The sequence below is a fragment of the Streptomyces fungicidicus genome (assembly GCF_003665435.1).
GTDB classification, from domain to species: Bacteria; Actinomycetota; Actinomycetes; order Streptomycetales; family Streptomycetaceae; genus Streptomyces; species Streptomyces fungicidicus.
In genome coordinates this window covers 6,711,247-6,727,644 of the sequence record NZ_CP023407.1, presented here as the reverse complement: position 1 = coordinate 6,727,644, position 16,398 = coordinate 6,711,247, and the positions used below count along the sequence as shown (strand labels likewise).

Sequence of the window (16,398 nt, the reverse complement as noted above, 5' to 3'; positions counted from 1 at the left end):
GCCCCGGCCGTTCGCGTCGACTGCTACAGCGGCAGGGGAGCGATGTCGCACTCGATACGGCGGCCCAGCCGGGCCGCCTCCAGCCAGGGGTGGTCGGCACGGACCACGCGGGCGAAGCCCTCCACAGCCTTTCGCCGCATCTGGTCCGCCTCAGCCCCCCGGCCGAGACCGCGCAGGTCCAGGGCGAGGTTCGCGGTGCAGGACAGGGTCAGCGGGTGCTCCGCGCCGGCGGTCACGGTGAGCGCCGTCAGGGTGGCCTCGTCGACCTCGTATGCACGGTCGAAGTCCAGTCGTGCGTAGGCGGTGTTGGCCCTGCCGATGTCGACGGTCAGCGTCGTCACGTGCTCGGGGCCCAGTGTGGCCACCAGTCTGCGAGACGCGTCGTCCTCCACTTCCGCGGCGTGGTCCAGAGCGCCCAGCATCCGCAGAGTGGCTGCGAGATTCGCCTTGGTGAGCAAGGTGTAGGCGTGGTCTTCGCCGAACAAGGACGCGTAGCGCCGCGCGGTCTCCTCGCCCAGCTCGCGGGACTTGTCGAGGTTTTGGGACCCTCCGGCGAGGCGCCGGTCGACGGCGAGGTTGATCGCCGTGGAGAGTGAGTCGGGGTGAACGGGCCCGTAGCGGGCGACGAAGCGGGCGAGGGTCTCCTCGGAGAGCTTCAGTGCCTCGTCGAGCGCGCCGTCCCGGCGCAGGCAGACCGCGAGGTTGCGAGCCACGCGCAGGGTGAGCGGGTGCTGTTCGCCCATGGCGTCACGGGCCCTGGAGTAGACATCCCTCTGGTATTCCCGGGCGCCCGGGTAGTCGCCGCTCTCCCGCATGTCGATGGAGAGGCCATTGAGGGTGTTGAGCGTGAGGGAGTTGTTGGGACCGAACATGTGCTCGCGCTGTCGGGCGTTCTCCCGGTCCATGGGCAACGCCTCGGCGAACTGCCCGCACAGCCGTAGGTCGACCCCCCAGCTGTGGGTGGCCCGCAGGGTGATCGGGTCCTCCCCGCCGAACATGCCGCGCGCCAGCTCGGTGGCCTCCCGGCCGAGGTCCCGGGCCTCCGCGAACCGGCCCTGGTAACGACGGGCGTCGGACATCTCGCAGAGGGAGTCGATGAGGTCCTCGGGGTCGGCGTTGATTCGCCTTGACACTTCCAGGGCCTTCTCGGTCAGCGGGATGGCCTCGCCGATCTGACCGATCTGGCGCAGGACGAAGGCGAAGGTCTTCGTGATGCGGATGACGTGGATGTCCTCCTCACCGGACTCCGCGAGCCAGGAGCTCCATGCCTGCCGCGCGAGGTCCGCAGCCCCTTCGTGGTTGCCCCAGTAGTAGAGGAAGAGCACCGTGTCGGACACGAGTTCCCGCACATAGGTGTCGGAGCTGGTGACCGCCCGGGAGGTGAGGATGTGCGGCAGCAGCGCCTGGTAGGCGGGCCATTCGCGGGACGAGGCGTAGTGGCCCGGCTTGGCGCCGGAGAGCAGCTGGTGGGCGGCGTCCCTCATGCGCTTGCGCTCGTCGGGGTCGAGCTTGGCGAGGAGCACCGTCTGCAGCAGGCGGTGCATCTGCAGGGTGTCGGTCCGGGGGTCCGTCTTGACCAGGGAGAACTGGTTGAGGTCGCGGACGGCCCGGTTGAGCTTGATCGACTCCCGCAGCAGCGGGTCCACCTCGGGCGTGATGCTGATGCCCCGGCCGCCGCGCAGCATCGAGCGCGGGATGGGCTCGGGGGCCATGCTGGCGCAGATGTCGAGGAGCTGGCGGGCGCCGGGATTGTTCTCCTTGATCCGCTCCAGCGAGATGTCCCAGGCGGCGGCCACGGAGACCGGGTAGTCGGGAGCCGGGTCGAGGTCGAGGATCTCGGGGCTGCGCTCGGCGAGCAGGGCGAGGTAATCGTCGACGAGCATGCCGGTGACGGCGCGCCAGGCACCCGCCTGCTCCACCGCGAGCGGCAGGTCGCCGAGGGCCTCGGCGAGGCGGTCGGCGTCTTCGGCGGAGAGGTCGGCGGAGCGCTTCTGGAGCAGCTCGACGGACTCCTCGCGCTCGAACACGCTCACCGGCAGCGGGGTCGCCACCCGCTCCCAGGACCGGTTCCGGGAGGTGACGATGACCTTGCCGGGGCCGCTGGTCGGGAAGTACTGGCGTACGACGTCGATGTCCTCGGCGTTGTCGAAGACCAGCAGCCAGTCGTCGTAGGGCTCTCCGGCGCGCAGCGCGTCCAGGACCGCCTGGACCGAGGTGTTGGCGGTGCCCTCCTGCCCCGGCTGGGCGACGCCGAGCCGGGTCGCGAGACCGGCGAGCGCGGCCAGGATGAGGCTCTCCCGCTCGGCGGGGATCCAGCAGATCACCTTGTAGCGGCGCTGGTGGGTGTAGATGTACTCCAGGGCCAGCTGGGACTTGCCCACGCCGCCGAGACCGTGCAGCGCGTGCGGCAGCACGGCCGCCGTGTCCTGGGCTTCGAGCTGCGCCTCCACGGCACCCAGCAGCGCCTGGCGGCCGACGAACGAGGTGTTCCTCAGCGGAACGTTCACCATGATGGCCGGCGGTGCGGTCGTGGTGCTCTGCATGAGCGGCTCAGCCTCCGGGGCTTCGTGTGGGGTCTCGGTCACCGGGCTCGGCGAGGTCTCTCCTGCCGGTTCGCGAACGTCCGACGCTGGATGCCTCCCGTCCTGGTCGTCGGGGAACTCGCCGCCGTCCGGGTGGTTCACCCTTCCGGCCGACTCCGCGGGCACCCGATCGGGCGACTCGGGCAGCAGTCGGGAGACGTCGGGTTCGATGCGGTTCGCCCGCTCGGAGTACGGGCCGGACAGGGCCCGCATCACGGCGAGCTCGCTGCGCCGCCAGCCGGGCTCGGCCGGGTCGGGCAGCGTGGTGCCGACCGGGTCGCGCAGCGCGTCGCGCAGTGCCGCACCCCGCTCGCCGGCGGCCGGCAGGTCGCCCACCAACCGCACGGTGCGAGCGAGTTGGGACCGGGTGGTGGTGGCGAGCAGCGCCTCACGGACGCCTTCGGCGAACTCGGGGCGGCCCTCGCCGCCGCTGTCCCAGTCGATCAGCCCGCCCATCAGGATCTCGGCGAGGTGGTCGGGCCCGGTCTCCGGCATGACCCGGCGCCGTAACTGCTCCACCAGGTCGAAGTCGAACGGGATGGCGGCCAGTTGGGTGGCGAGACGGCGCGCGGCGGGCGTGGCGAGGGTGAAGAAGCGGCGTACGGCGGCGGCAGCGGCGCGCGGGAGGCGCGGGGCGCGCAGGCCGGGGGCGGGCGCCCCCTTGGTCAGGGTGCCGGCGAGGACGACGGGCAGGGAGCGGCGCACTCCTCGCTCGCCGGTGACGAGGTCGGCCCACGCGGCGACGGAGCCGGGTTTGAGGGAGAGCACCGGGACGGGCAGCGAGTCGCCGGCCGCCTCGGGCAGCGGGCGCAGCGGGTCGGGTCCGCCCGGTGGCGCCCAGTGGCCGAGGGAGTCGTTGGGCATGCCGAAGCCGCCGGCCTCGAGTACCGCGGAGTGCGGGTAGAGGGAGGTGCGGTGGCGCAGATGGGGCGGGAGCAGATGGACCACCGCGGTGGGGCCGGAGCGGGCGAGCCTGCTCAGCAGGGTGTCGGCGGCGGGGGCGGCCCAGCCGTGGGAGAGGCCGTCGGTGACGGCGAGGAAGATCCGGCCGCCCCGGCCGTCGAGGAGTTCGGCGGGATCGACGACGGTGCCGGACCCGGCCCAGCGCAGGGTGGCCGTGCCGGTGCGCGGGAGGGTGGCGCGGAGGGTGCGGACGCCGCGGAAGGCGCCGCTGTGTTCGGCTGCCTCGGCGAGCGCGGCCACCGTCTCCTCCCAGATGCGCATGGTGGGCGCCTCGTCGGCGAGCAGCACCAGGTCGAACGCGGAGGTGCGGGCGGGCCGGAGGAACGGCATCCACATGCCGTCGGCGAGTCCCTGCTCGGCGGTGGTCTCCTCGTCGAGTTCCAGGGTGTCGCGGGAGGGTACGCGGCGGGCGAGCTGGTGCAGGGCGCGGGCGAGCAGGGCGGTGCGCCGGCCCGGCCCGTGCTGCGGAAGGTTGGCGTCGGGCAGCAGGGGGCCGCCGCGGTGGAGGGCGCCCCCGGGGTGGGGTAAGGGCCCGTCCCCGGTGCGCGGCGGGGTCCACGCCGGTGCGGGGGCGGCGTCCGGGTCCGCCGGGGCGGGCGGCTGTGCCCGGTCCTGGGTGCCCGGGTGGTCGGAGGGGGGCGGCGGGACGGGTGCGGGAAGTCCGGTGCCGGGCGTCAGATCGGCTGGATCCGCATCCCCCGGAGGCGTCGCCGGGTCCGGTGCGTCCTCGGCCCGCGGCGGTGTGGCGGCTTTCCCCGCGGCGGGACGGGGGGCGTCCGGGTCCGGGGCCGCCTGCGCTCCGGCGGGGCCGCCGTGCCGGTTCCAGTACGCGGCGAGCCACACCGCGTCGGCGACCTCCTGCCAGCGCGGCGTCTCCCGGTCCGCGCCGTCCGGGCCCGGCAGCGGCTGGTCGAGGGCGCGCGGGAGCGGGGCGGCGAGGAGGAAGCCTCCGACCTCACCGGCGTACTCGCCGGACTCGGAGCACGCCGAAGGAGGCGACGAGCCCGACCGAGGTCCGCCGTCGCCGGTTCCGGATGCGCGCTCCCTGGGAAAGCCGTTGTCCATTCAGCGGCCCTTCGCGAGGTCGCGGAGGAGCATTTCCACGAGCTTACGCCCGTCCCCGTCGACCTGGAAACCACCCATGGTAGTGATCTGGACAGCGTTGAGTAACTGGTCCAGGGAGTGCGTGCCCCCGGAGCGGACGCGCTGGAGGAAGAGGTCCACCAGGTCCTCGCTGTGCCGCGCACTCTCCCCGAGGTGCCGGCGCACCATGGCGAGGAGCTGTTCCCGGGTGGGCGTGCGGAGCTCGAGGGGCAGGCAGCGCCTGCGGAACGCGGCCGGGAACTCGCGCTCGCCGTTGCTGGTGATCACCACGACGGGGAACTCCCGGCATTCGACCCGCCCTTGCCGCAGTTCGGCACGGACGCCGGGATCGCTGGTGTGGACGCGCGCGGTGTCGGCGGCGTCACGGACCAGCTCCGGGACGTCATAGCTTCCGTTCTCCAAGACGTGCAACAAGTCGTTCGGCAGGTCGATGTCGCTCTTGTCGAGCTCGTCGACAAGAAGCACCCGGGGACGATCGTAGGGCAGCAGAGCGGTCCCCAGGGGCCCCAGGGTGAGGAAATCCCCGAGAAGTGGCGGACTTTGACGTTCCGTCAGGTCGTTCTCGGAGTCCGCGGCGCCGGATCCCACGGCATCCCGCAGCCCCGCCTGCCAGGCGGCGATGGCCTGGGCGCGTCCCATCGCGTCATGGACGTAGAGGCCGTCGCGCAGGGTCGTGCGGCTGACGATGTTCCACTCCAGCACCCGGCCCAGTCCCAGTTCCCGCGCGATCACATAGGCCAGGGTGGACTTGCCGATGCCGGGAGGGCCGGTGATCAGCAGCGGCCGGCGCAGCAGCAGCGCCGCGTTGACGGTGTCGATCTCCTCGGAGCCGAGCTGCGGGGTGACCTCGCCGGGGCCCAGCCGCCGCAGCGCCGCCGCCGGGTCGTCGGGCGGCGAGGGCTGGAGCGGCGTTCCGCCGAACCGGCGCCAGGGCGGGGGCTCGGGCAGTCGCACGGCGGCGGCCGGGTCCTCGCCGGTGGCATGGAAGATCCGCCAGCCGTCCGGGACCGTACGCTCGTCCTGCGTCACGCCAGTGCCTCCTCGTCGGCGGGGTCGCCGTCGTCGGTGTGGATGTCGACCAGTCGTGTCGGATCGTCCCAGAAAAAGGCGATGTGCCGCCCGAGGAGGTCCGGACTCTGCGCGGGGTCGACGGCCTTCTTGCGCAGCCGGTGGATGGCCATGGGGATCTGCGCCGCGATCGGCACGGAGGCGAACACCGCGGTGACCACCTCGCGCCGCTCCTCGATGAAGGCGCCCCGGCGGTCCCATATGGCGAGCGAGATGCCCTCCGCGATGGCGGCCTTCAGCGCTTCGAGGGCGGGCGTGTCGGCGGGGGCGTCCAGCACCACGGCGGTGCGTCCGGCCTCCCCCGCGAGCGCGGTCTGCCAGGCGTCGAGCCGCTGGGCGTCGGCGCCCGTCCAGCCGTGCACCGTGACGCCGTGCCGGCGCAGACTGTGCCAGCGGTCGCGCCACTGCTGCCGGACCACGGCGTCGTCGGTGCGCATCCGCTCCAGACTGCGCAGATGCACCCCGTACTTCAGGCCCAGCGGCAGCGGCCTGCCGTGGCCGATCCGGAACCTCAGGCCCGCCACGTCGTGGTTGAGGAGGTCGTACGGGAGGACGAATTCGACGTAGGCCGGCTGCTCGCGCCCGGTCCGGTCGGGGGCGTCCGGGGCGGACCACAGGCGGGCCCCCTGCTGGAGCGCGCGTTCGACGGCCTCGCCGAGTCCGTCGAGAGTGGTGGTGGCGGGTTCACCGGGCTGCGGGTCCCAGTGGCCGGGGACCGTGTTGAGCCAGGGGCGTACGACGATCTCGCCGGAGCCGTCCCGGGCGGGTTCCACGGCGACGATCAGACAGCAGGGGATGTCCGGATCGACGGCGGACTCCCGGCGGGCGGCGCGGCGGCGCGCCACGGCGGCCGTCAGGCCGGAGCGCTGGGCCCAGCCGTCGACCCATTTGACGAGGGCGCCGCGGTGACCGGGCGACGCGGCGAGGGAGGCGGCCACGTCGGCAAGGAGCACCGCGGGGGGTAACCCGTCCGGCTGCGCGTTCCACTCCAGGACGTGCGCGAAGAGCTGGTCGGGCGAGAGCCCGGCGGGCAGGTAGAGGCCGTTGAGTTCCTCGGTGAGCCCGTCCCGCAGCCGGGCGGCGGGCACCTCTCCCTTGACGTCGGCCAGCAGGGCGTGCGCCATGCCGGTGTCGTGGCCGGAGAGCGGGCCGGGGAGGGAGTCGGGGGACGGGGGCGGGGCGGCGGGGGCGAGCAGCCGGTCCAGTTCGTCGGCGGGCGCGGCCCCCTCGAAGATCTCGACCACCCGCACCAGTACGTGTTGGCCGCCCTCCACGTTCAGCGCGGCGCGCACCATGGCCACCACGTCCTCGCGGAGCCGGACGCCGCGCACGTCGACCGTGCGGACCAGTTGTTCCCCCAGGACGGCCGCGAACTGGACGCGCCCCTGGGCGTCCTCCATGCAGCTCAGTTCGCACAGGGCCCCGGTGAGCCGGGACAGCAGTTCCAGACCCTGCGCGCGCGGCACCCCGCCGTCGGGACCGCCGAAACCCTCGCCTTTCTCCACCGACCGTTCCCCCATGAGCCGGTACTCCTGCCTGACCGACCTGCGAAGCTAGCACGGCAACTGACGGTTAGCCAGGGACAGGTGGGGCCGGGCGGGACGAAGTCCGGCCGAGTCCCCCTTACGGGTGAGACTCGGCCGGATTCATTCGCCACGGACACCGCGCGGGTCCGTCACAGCCGCGGGTCCACCGGCTCCGATTCCAGCGCCAGCACCGCGAAGACCGGCTCGTGGACCCGCCACAGCGGCTCGCCGTCGGCGAGGCGGTCCAGTGCCTCCAGACCGAGCGCGTACTCGCGGATCGCGAGGGAGCGCTTGTGGTTGAGGAAGCGGCCGCGCAGGCGTGCCAGGTTCTCCGGACGGGTGTACTCGGGGCCGTAGATGATCCGCAGGTACTCGCGGCCGCGGCACTTGATGCCGGGCTGCACCAGGCGGCCCGACGTGTCGCGGACCAGGGCGTCGACCGGTTTGACCACCATGCCCTCGCCGCCGCGTCCGGTCATCTCCAGCCACCAGTCCACTCCGGCCCGCACCGACTCGGGGTCGGCCGTGTCGACGTAGAGGCGGCGGGTGGTGCGGAGCAGTCCGGTGGTGTCGTGCTCGACCATGCGGTCGATGAGGGCGAGCTGCCGGTCGTGGGGCAGCGCGGCCAGGCTGCGGCCGCGGACCGCGAGGATCTGGAACGGCGCCAGGCGGACGCCGTCCAGACCGTCGGTGGTCCAGCAGTAGCGGCGGTACGCGTCGGTGAACGCCGAGGCGTCGCGCGCGCGTTCGCGCTGCCGGCCCAGCAGGTCCGTGACGTCGACGCCGCGGGCGGCCGCGCCCTCCAGGGCGGCGAGGACGCCCGGGAACACCGCGCCGGCGGCGGCGCCGACCGCGGCGTACTGGGAGCGCAGCAGCCCGGAGGCCTTCAGCGACCACGGCATCAGTTCCGCGTCCAGCAGCAGCCAGTCGGTGTCGAGTTCGTCCCAGAGGCCGGCCTCGGTGACCGCCGTGCGCAGCCGTCCGAGGATCTCCTCGGTGACGGAGGCGTCGTTGAAGAACGGGCGGCCGGTGCGGGTGTACAGCGCGCCGGCCGGGCCCCCCGCGGTGCCGAAGCGGCGGGCGGCCGCCTCGGCGTCGCGGCAGACCAGGGCGACCGCGCGGGAGCCCATGTGCTTCTCCTCGCACACGACGCGGGCGACGCCGTCCCCCGCGTACTGGGCGAACGCCTCGACCGGGTGCTCCAGATAGCCGTCGAGGCGCGAGGTGGCGGTGGGGGCCATGGTCGGCGGGAGGTACGGCAGCAGGCGCGGGTCGACCGCGAAGCGGCTCATGACCTCCAGGGCCGCGGCGGCGTTCTCCTCCCGGACCGCCACCCGGCCCTGGTGACGGGTCTCCACGAAGCGGCGGCCGTGCACGTCCGCCAGGTCCAGCGGACGGCCGTCGTGGCCGCCGGGGGCCTCGGTGCGCAGGGGACGCGCCGGCTCGTACCAGACCCGCTCGGCCGGTACGTCGACCAGTTCCCGCTCCGGCCAGCGCAGCGCGGTGAGCCTGCCGCCGAAGACGGCGCCGGTGTCCAGGCAGATGGTGTTGTTCAGCCAGGTGGCCTCGGGGACGGGAGTGTGGCCGTAGACGACGGCGGCCCGGCCCCGGTAGTCCTCCGCCCACGGATAGCGCACCGGCAGGCCGAACTCGTCGGTCTCACCGGTGGTTTCGCCGTAGAGGGCGTGGCTGCGGACGCGGCCTGAGGTGCGGCCGTGGTACTTCTCCGGCAGGCCCGCGTGGCAGACCACCAGCCGGCCGCCGTCGAGGACGTAGTGGCTGACCAGGCCGTCGATGAACTCCCGCACCTCGGCGCGGAACTCCTCGCTCTCCCCGTCCATCTGCGCGACGGTCTCGGCGAGTCCGTGGGTGTGCTGGACCTTGCGGCCCTTGAGGTGCCGGCCGTACTTGTTCTCGTGGTTGCCGGGCACGCACAGCGCGTGGCCCGCCTTCACCATGGCCATCACCCGGCGCAGCACGGCGGGGCTGTCCGGCCCGCGGTCGACGAGGTCGCCGACGAAGACGGCCGTGCGCCCCTCGGGGTGCGCGCCGTCGGCGTACCCCAGCTTGCCGAGCAGCGCCTCCAGTTCGGCCGAGCAGCCGTGGATGTCGCCGATGATGTCGAAGGGCCCCGTCAGGTGGGTGAGGTCGTTGTACCGCTTCTCGGTGACGACGGTGGCGTGCTCGATCTCCTCCACGCCCCGCAGCACGTGCACCTTGCGGAAGCCCTCGCGCTCCAGGTGGCGCAGCGAGCGGCGGAGTTCGCGGACGTGCCGCTGGACGACCCGGCGGGGCATGTCGGCGCGGTCGCCGCGGGCCGCGTTGCGTTCGGCGCACACCTCCTCGGGCACGTCGAGCACGACGGCGATGGGCAGCACGTCGTACTCCTTCGCCAGGGCGACGAGCTGACGCCGGGCGTCCGGCTGGACGCTGGTGGCGTCGACGACGGTGCGGCGGCCGGCCGCCAGGCGCTTGCCGGCGATGTAGTGCAGCACGTCGAAGGCGTCGCGCGACGCGCTCTGGTCGTTCTCGTCGTCGGAGACCAGGCCCCGGCAGAAGTCGGAGGAGATGACCTCGGTGGGCTTGAAGTGACGGCGTGCGAAGGTGGACTTGCCCGATCCCGAGGCGCCGACGAGCACCACGAGGGAGAGGTCGGTCACGGGCAGGGCGCGGCCCCGCACGGCGGTGCTGTCGGTGGTCATGCGGCCTTCGCCTCCTGCGCGGTCACGAACACGGCCATCTGGGTGGGCGGCCCGACCTCGGGGTCGTCCGGCCCCACGGGGACGAACTCCACGTCGTAGCCGTGCCGTTCGGCGACCATGCGGGCCCAGGCGCGGAACTCGTCGCGGGTCCACTCGAAGCGGTGGTCGCCGTGCCGGACATGGCCGGCCGGCAGGCTCTCCCAGCGCACGTTGTACTCGACGTTGGGGGTGGTGACGAGGACGGTGCGGGGGCGGGCGGCGCCGAACACCGCGTACTCCAGGGCGGGGAGCCGGGGCAGGTCGAGGTGCTCGATCACCTCGCTGAGCACCGCGGCGTCGTATCCCCTGAGCCGTTTGTCGGTGTAGGCGAGCGAGCCCTGGAGCAGCTTCACACGCGCCGCCTGCCGCTCCCCCATGCGGTCCAGCTTCAGCCGCCGGGAGGCGATGGTGAGCGCCCGCACCGACACGTCGAGGCCGACGACCTCGGTGAAGGACGGGTCCCGCAGCAGGGCCTGGACGAGCTGGCCCTGTCCGCATCCGAGGTCGAGCACCCGGGAGGCGCCCGCCGCCCGGAGCGCCGCGAGGATCGCCTCCCTGCGCTGCACGGCGAGCGGGGTCGGCTTCTCCTCGGCCTCCGTCTCCACGGCGACGGCGTTGTCGATCTCCTCGACGTCGCTGTCGTCGGCCTCGGCGAGGCGGACCAGCTCCAGCCGCTCCATGGCCTCGCGGGTAAGCGACCAGCGGCGGGAGAGATAGCGGCTGGTGATCAGCCGCTGCTCCGGGTGGCCGGGCAGCCAGCCCGCACCGGCGCGCAGCAGCTTGTCGACCTCGTCGGAGGCGACCCAGTAGTGCTTGGCGTCGTCGAGCACGGGAAGCAGGACGTACAGGTGGCGCAGGGCCTCGGCGAGGGTCAGCGTCTCCGCCTCCAGCACGAGGCGGACGTAGCGCGAGTCGCCCCACTGCGGGAACTCGCCGTCCAGCGCGACGGGCTCGGCGCCGACCGTCCAGCCGAGCGGCTCGAAGAGCCGGCCGACGAGTCCGGGGCCGCCGCGGGCGGGCAGCGCGGGTATTTCGACGCGCAGCGGGAGCGGCCGGCCCGGCAGTTCCGGGCGGGCGTTGCAGACGCCGCGCATCGCGCTGGAGAAGACGGCGCTCAGGGCGACGGCGAGCAGGGAGGACGCCGCGTAGGGGCGGTCGTTGACGTACTGCGCGAGTGCCGCGTCGGGCGCTCCGCCGCGGCCCTTGCCCTTCCCGCGCCGGACCAGTGCCACCGCGTCCACCTCCAGCAGCAGCGCCGCCGTGCAGCGCTCGGCGTCCGCCTCGGGGTAGAGGACGTGGGCCGTGCCGTAGGAGGTGGAGAACCTCTGCGCCTTCTCGGGATGCTTGTGCAGCAGAAAACCGAGATCGGTCGCCGGGCGCTCCGCGGAGCCGGTGGTACTGATCGTCAGGAACACGGTGGTTACACCTCGAGACCCTTCTGAGCTGCGGGGACACGCCGAATGGGGCGCGCGGTGCCAACGTACCGGGAACGGCCGGGTACGCCCCGGGAATTTACGGGCGCACGACGAGGGGGCCGCCCGCGGGTGCGGACGGCCCCCTCGGACGCGCGTTACGACAGCTGGGACTGGACCTGGGCGGAGATCAGCTCCAGGTGGTCGAGGTCGTCCAGGTCGAGGACCTGGAGGTAGATGCGCCGGGAGCCGGTCTCGGCGTAGCGGCCGATCTTGTCGACGACCTCGGCCGGGGTGCCCGCGAGGCCGTTGGCCCTGAGCTCCTCGACCTCGCGGCCGATGGCGGCGGCGCGGCGGGCGATCTCCTGGTCGTCCCTGCCGACGCAGACGACGAGGGCGTTGGAGTAGACGAGCTCGTCCGGGTCGCGGCCGGCCTCCTGGGCGGCGTCGCGGACCCGGCCGAACTGGCGCGCGGTGTCCTCGATGCCGGCGAACGGCATGTTGAACTCGTCGGCGAACCGGGCCGCCAGCCGGGGCGTGCGGGTCGCGCCGTGGCCGCCGATGAGGACCGGCACCTTGGACTGGGCCGGCTTGGGCAGCGCGGGCGACCTGGTGAGGTCGTAGTGGGTGCCGTGGTAGTCGAAGGTCTTGCCGGTCTCGGTGGCCCAGAGTCCGGTGACGATCTCCAGCTGCTCCTCGAGGCGGCCGAACTTCTCCTTCGGGAAGGGGATGCCGTACGCCTTGTGCTCCTCCTCGAACCATCCCGCGCCCAGGCCCAGTTCGACCCGGCCGCCGGACATCTGGTCGACCTGCGCGACCTGGATGGCGAGCACGCCGGGGAGGCGGAAGGTGCCGGCGGTCATCAGGGTGCCGAGGCGGATGCGCTTGGTCTCGCGGGCGAGGCCGGCGAGGGTGATCCAGGCGTCGGTGGGGCCGGGGAGGCCGTCGGCGGAGCCCATGCTGAGGTAGTGGTCGGAGCGGAAGAAGGCGTCGAAGCCGAGGTCTTCCGTGGCCTTGGCCACGGTGAGCAGTGTGTCGTAGGTGGCGCCCTGCTGGGGCTCGGTGAAGATGCGGAGATCCATGGGTCCATCCTGCATGGTCGGGGGGTGGGGGCCGGGGAGGAGGGGGCTTGGCCCTGGCGGGCTGACGCGGTTGCCGCACGTCGGTGGGGCGGGGTTGCTGCCCGGCGTTGGCAGGGTGCCCGGCGTGGGGGTGGGCCGGGGGGTGTCGCGCAGCCCGGCGCCAACGGGGTGCCGTCGCGCCCACCCGTGCCGCCCCAGCGGCACGACTGCCCGCGGAACGCGGCGGCGCGGCTGCGCGTGGAGGGCGGCGGCACGACTGCCCGCGGAGAGCGGGGGCACGACTGCGCGTGGAGGGCGGTAGGTGGGGCGGATGGTCGCTCGCGGCGCGGAGGGGACGGGGCGGGGGTGGCCGCCCGCAGTGGCTGGCGCGTCCGCGCCCCCGACGTATTCCAGCCGGCACAGTCGCGCCAGTCCGAGGACGGCCACCCCCGACCCGGCCCCGACCCACCCACCACCTGTGGGCGTCCGGATCAGCCGGCCTCGCGTTCCGGCAGGGAGTCGGCCAGTTTGCGGAGCATCTCGCGGACCCGGTCGCGGGACTCGTCCGCCGCGTCGATGGCCTCCATGCACTGCCAGTACGTCGCCTCGTCGTCCGCGGAGCAGGCGAGGCCCACCAGGGCGATACCGACCTCGCCCAGCAGCCCGCCGAGCTGCATCAGGACCGGGCGCGGCTCCCCCAGCTCGGTGAGCCAGGCCGCGCGCAGCTCGTCGGGCCCGAGCCCGCGGCCGCCCAGCACTCCGCAGCCCCGGCCCGCCAGCTCCGTCAGCCCCAGCGCCTCGCCCCGCAGTTCGGGCGGCCCGGTGACGGCGAGGCGGCTCCCTATCGCCTGCGCCAGGGCCTGCGCCTGCCACACCTCGGTCAGCCGCTCCCGTACACCGCCGCCCGCGGCCAGGGCACGTCTGCTCGTCACGATGAGCCGCACAGCGTCCATGCGCTGCCCCCGTCTGTCCGACGCGCTGCCCACGCGTCCGCATCCGTTGAACTCCCTTGTTCACTACCCAGAGTGAAGTCCCCTGAGACAAAAAGCCAGAGGAAGACCGAAATCTGTGGACACCCAAGCGAAAGAGGCCGAGTTTTCGAATACGGAGAGTGAAAGAGGAGTAAACGGCTCCTCACTTTCGGCGCGGCGGCTCCCCGACCGGAAACCTGCGCTCGTTCCGGTCGATCTTCGCGGCGAGCGCGGTCAGCGGATCGACCCCGAGGACCTCGCACAGCTGAAGGAGATACGCGAGGACGTCGGCCACCTCGTCGGTGACCCGGTGCGCGGTGTCCGGGTCGTCCATGACCGCCGCGGACTCCTCGGGCGTCAGCCACTGGAAGATCTCGAGGAGTTCGGACGCCTCCACGCTGAGAGCGGCGGCGAGGTTCTTCGGCGTGTGGTACGGCTGCCAGTCGCGCGCGGCGGCGAACTCGGCGAGTCGGTGCTGGAGTGCCGCGAGCCGCTCGTTCCCGCGGGGACTCTCGTCGTCGTACGGATCAGTCACGGTCCAGGTGTACCACCGTCACTCCCTCCGAACCCGCCGCCCACGAGGCGTCGTTCACGGCGCCGAGCAGCCGGACGCGCCCGCGGTCGCACGTCCGCGCCGCCAGGTCCAGCAGCAGCACCCGCTGCTCCGGGTCCAGTGAACGGTCCAGGCCGTCGGCGAGGACGGTGAGGGTCCGGAGCGCGTCGGGGACCTCGCCGGGCGCGTCGGCCCCCAGCACCCCGGGCCCGGTGAGCAGCACCAGCGCGAGGGCGGCGTACCGCAGCTCGCCGTCGCCGAGGCGCCGCAGATCGGTACGGGTGCCGTCACCCCGGTCGAGCAGGGCACGGACCCGGCGGCCGGTGTCGTACGGCTCGGCGAGCAGCCCGGCGACCGGCCCGGAGCATCCGGCGCGCACCGCGTCCACCAGGAGGGCGTGCCGGCGCCCGCACTCGGTGCGGGTGCGCCACAGTACGTCGGGGAGGTTGTCGCAGCCGCCCAGCAGCCGGCCGGTGCCGGTGGGCACGGGGCCCCGCATCCGCTCGGGGCGGGGGTCGCAGGGGAAGACGGAGCGCAGGGCCACCACCAGCTGCTCGGCGGCGGCGAGCACCCTGCGCTGCCCGGGGGTCTTGCCCGCGACGCGCAGCGGGAGCAGCGCGGTGCCGAGCCGGTCGTCCGGCAGCGGGCCGCGGGTCACCGGGGTGGACCCCGCCGTGTGCCAGGCGGCCTGCACGGTGCGCCGGCCGGGGTCGCGCAGCGCCGTCTCCAGGAGGACCAGCCCGCCCGCCGTCAGCCGCTCCCCCACGATCCGCAGTTCGGGTTCGGCCTGTACGGCGACCTCCAGCCGGACGGGACCCGCGGGGCCGTCGGCGACGCAGCCGATGCGGAAGCCGCGCCGGCGCTGGGCGTCGGCGCGGGCCCGCTCCGGCACACAGGCGCCGGGTTCCGCGAACACCTCCCCCAGCTCGGCCCCGCCGCCGAGCCGGGCGAGCGCCTCGTAGGCCCGCAGCGCGCTGGTCTTGCCGCTTCCGCTGGGCCCGGCGAGCAGGGTGAGCGCCCCCAGCGGGAGCCGGACACCGCGGTGCCCCGCGAACGCGGACAACAGCAGTTCGGTGACCCGCGGCCGCACGGGCCGCCCGCCCGGAGCCGGAGCCACGGGTGACGAGCCGGGCGGGAAAGCCCCACGAAGCGGAAGAGCCGGGCCGGACGGGAGAACCGAGCCGGACGGGAGAGCCGAGCCGGGCGGAGAAGCCCGGCCGGTCAGGGCGGCCGGACGGGGCGGCGAGGCGGAGGTCATGCGCCGGACGCTAAGGGTTCGGCACGGCGGCGAACCGTTCCGCTCGGCGGTCCTTCCCACGATCGGGCGAGCGGGTGCCCGCGCGGCTCACACCCCCGGCGCTCCCGCTCCCTCCATCAGCCCCGTGACCTCGGTGCCGGACGGGGTCAGCAGGAAGACGTTGCGGTCGACCCGGTGCATTCCGCTGGCCAGGCCGAAGACGACACCTGTGCTGAAGTCCAGGACTCTCTTGGCGACTTCGGTCTCCGCGCTGGTGAGGTCGAGCAGGACGGGTATCCCGGACATCAGCGTCTCGGCGACGTCGCGGGCGTCCGCGAACACGTTCACGCGCAGGACGACGAAGCGACGGCGCGCCGCCGCCTCCGTCTCGGCCTCGGGCAGGGCGCGGTGGCCCACCGCGGACGGCCACGCGTCGCGGCCCCGCAGCGGAACGACCTGGGCGAGCCCCTCCCACTGTTCGTCGGTGACATCGTGGCTGTTCACCGGCATGCTCCGTCCCCTGTCGCACTGGCTGTCTGCATCGGGCAATTCTTACTCATGGTCACCCGTTCGGCCCAATACGACACGCTCCGCCATCGCCGGGCCAGCACACCGTCACGCTTGCCCCGCTTGCATGGCCGCATGCCCGGGAAAGCGCACGACGCGGCGGAAACGGCGGTCGGCTTCGAGACTCAGGCCGACTGGGAGGCGTGGCTGAAGAAGCACCACGGTGACGCCTACGGCGTGTGGCGTTGTGCTACGGCTGGATCGACGGGCGGGCGCAGAGCCTCGACGACACGCACTGGCTGCACCGGTTCACTCCGCGCCGGGCGCGCAGCAGATGGTCGGCCGTCAACCGGCGCAAGGCCCTCGACCCCATCGAACGCGGCCGTATGCGGCCGTCCGGCCTGCGCGAGGTGGAGAGGGCGCGGGCGGACGGCCGCTGGGAGGCCGCGTACGCGAGAAAGTCCACGGCGGCCGTCCCCGATGATCTTCGGGCCGCGCTGGACGCGGCCCCCGGCGCCGGTGACTTCTTCGCCGCCCTCGACAGCCGCAACCGGTACGGGATCCTGCACCGGATCGAGGAGGCCAGGCGGCCGGCGACCCGGGCGGCCCGTATCGAGAAGTTCGTCGCCATGCTCGCCGAGGGGAGGAAGCTCCACCCCTGAACGGCCGGGGC

The 16,398-nt window shown here is 73.6% G+C and carries 11 protein-coding genes; 1 reads left to right on the top strand and 10 read right to left on the bottom strand.

The annotated features are described in order from the left end of the window. Positions 1–23 precede the first annotated feature (23 nt). From fxsT to CNQ36_RS30155, 10 genes are all read right to left on the bottom strand, one after another. Positions 24–4,610: an FxSxx-COOH system tetratricopeptide repeat protein gene (gene fxsT, locus CNQ36_RS30200; protein ID WP_121548297.1), complete on the bottom strand. Its 4,587-nt coding sequence runs from the start codon at positions 4,608–4,610 to the stop codon at positions 24–26. Next, positions 4,611–5,678, bottom strand: a complete 1,068-nt coding sequence (locus tag CNQ36_RS30195; RefSeq protein ID WP_121548296.1) for an AAA family ATPase — start codon at positions 5,676–5,678, stop codon at positions 4,611–4,613. After that, on the bottom strand, positions 5,675–7,237 hold the full coding sequence (locus CNQ36_RS30190) for a VMAP-C domain-containing protein (protein ID WP_228313112.1): 1,563 nt from the start codon (positions 7,235–7,237) through the stop codon (positions 5,675–5,677). Before CNQ36_RS30190 ends, CNQ36_RS30195 begins: the two co-directional genes overlap by 4 nt. 155 nt (positions 7,238–7,392) lie before the next feature. Then, positions 7,393–9,945: a polynucleotide kinase-phosphatase gene (locus CNQ36_RS30185; RefSeq protein WP_121548295.1), complete on the bottom strand. Its 2,553-nt coding sequence runs from the start codon at positions 9,943–9,945 to the stop codon at positions 7,393–7,395. Then, a complete protein-coding gene (locus CNQ36_RS30180; RefSeq protein WP_121548294.1) occupies positions 9,942–11,399 on the bottom strand; it encodes a 3' terminal RNA ribose 2'-O-methyltransferase Hen1 in 1,458 nt (485 codons plus the stop codon). The genes CNQ36_RS30185 and CNQ36_RS30180 overlap by 4 nt, the downstream gene beginning before the upstream one ends. Before the next feature lie 155 nt (positions 11,400–11,554). Then, entirely contained in the window at positions 11,555–12,478 is a 924-nt protein-coding gene (locus tag CNQ36_RS30175) for an LLM class F420-dependent oxidoreductase (protein WP_004923936.1), read from the bottom strand. Positions 12,479–12,948: 470 nt separating this feature from the next. After that, complete coding sequence (locus tag CNQ36_RS30170; RefSeq protein ID WP_121548646.1) at positions 12,949–13,410, bottom strand: DUF6099 family protein; 462 nt, start codon at positions 13,408–13,410, stop codon at positions 12,949–12,951. 181 nt (positions 13,411–13,591) lie between these two features. Next, the gene (locus CNQ36_RS30165) at positions 13,592–13,963 is read right to left on the bottom strand and encodes a nucleotide pyrophosphohydrolase (protein WP_121548293.1); all 372 of its coding nucleotides are present in this window, start codon (positions 13,961–13,963) and stop codon (positions 13,592–13,594) included. Further along, a complete protein-coding gene (locus CNQ36_RS30160; protein WP_163013394.1) occupies positions 13,956–15,239 on the bottom strand; it encodes an ATP-binding protein in 1,284 nt (427 codons plus the stop codon). The genes CNQ36_RS30165 and CNQ36_RS30160 overlap by 8 nt, the downstream gene beginning before the upstream one ends. 87 nt (positions 15,240–15,326) lie before the next feature. After that, complete coding sequence (locus tag CNQ36_RS30155; RefSeq protein WP_004923940.1) at positions 15,327–15,728, bottom strand: cell division protein SepF; 402 nt, start codon at positions 15,726–15,728, stop codon at positions 15,327–15,329. A 236-nt stretch (positions 15,729–15,964) separates the two neighbouring features. On the opposite strand from CNQ36_RS30155, the gene CNQ36_RS30150 reads away from it, so the two are divergent. Next, a complete protein-coding gene (locus CNQ36_RS30150) occupies positions 15,965–16,387 on the top strand; it encodes a YdeI/OmpD-associated family protein (protein ID WP_410177127.1) in 423 nt (140 codons plus the stop codon). Positions 16,388–16,398 lie beyond the last annotated feature (11 nt).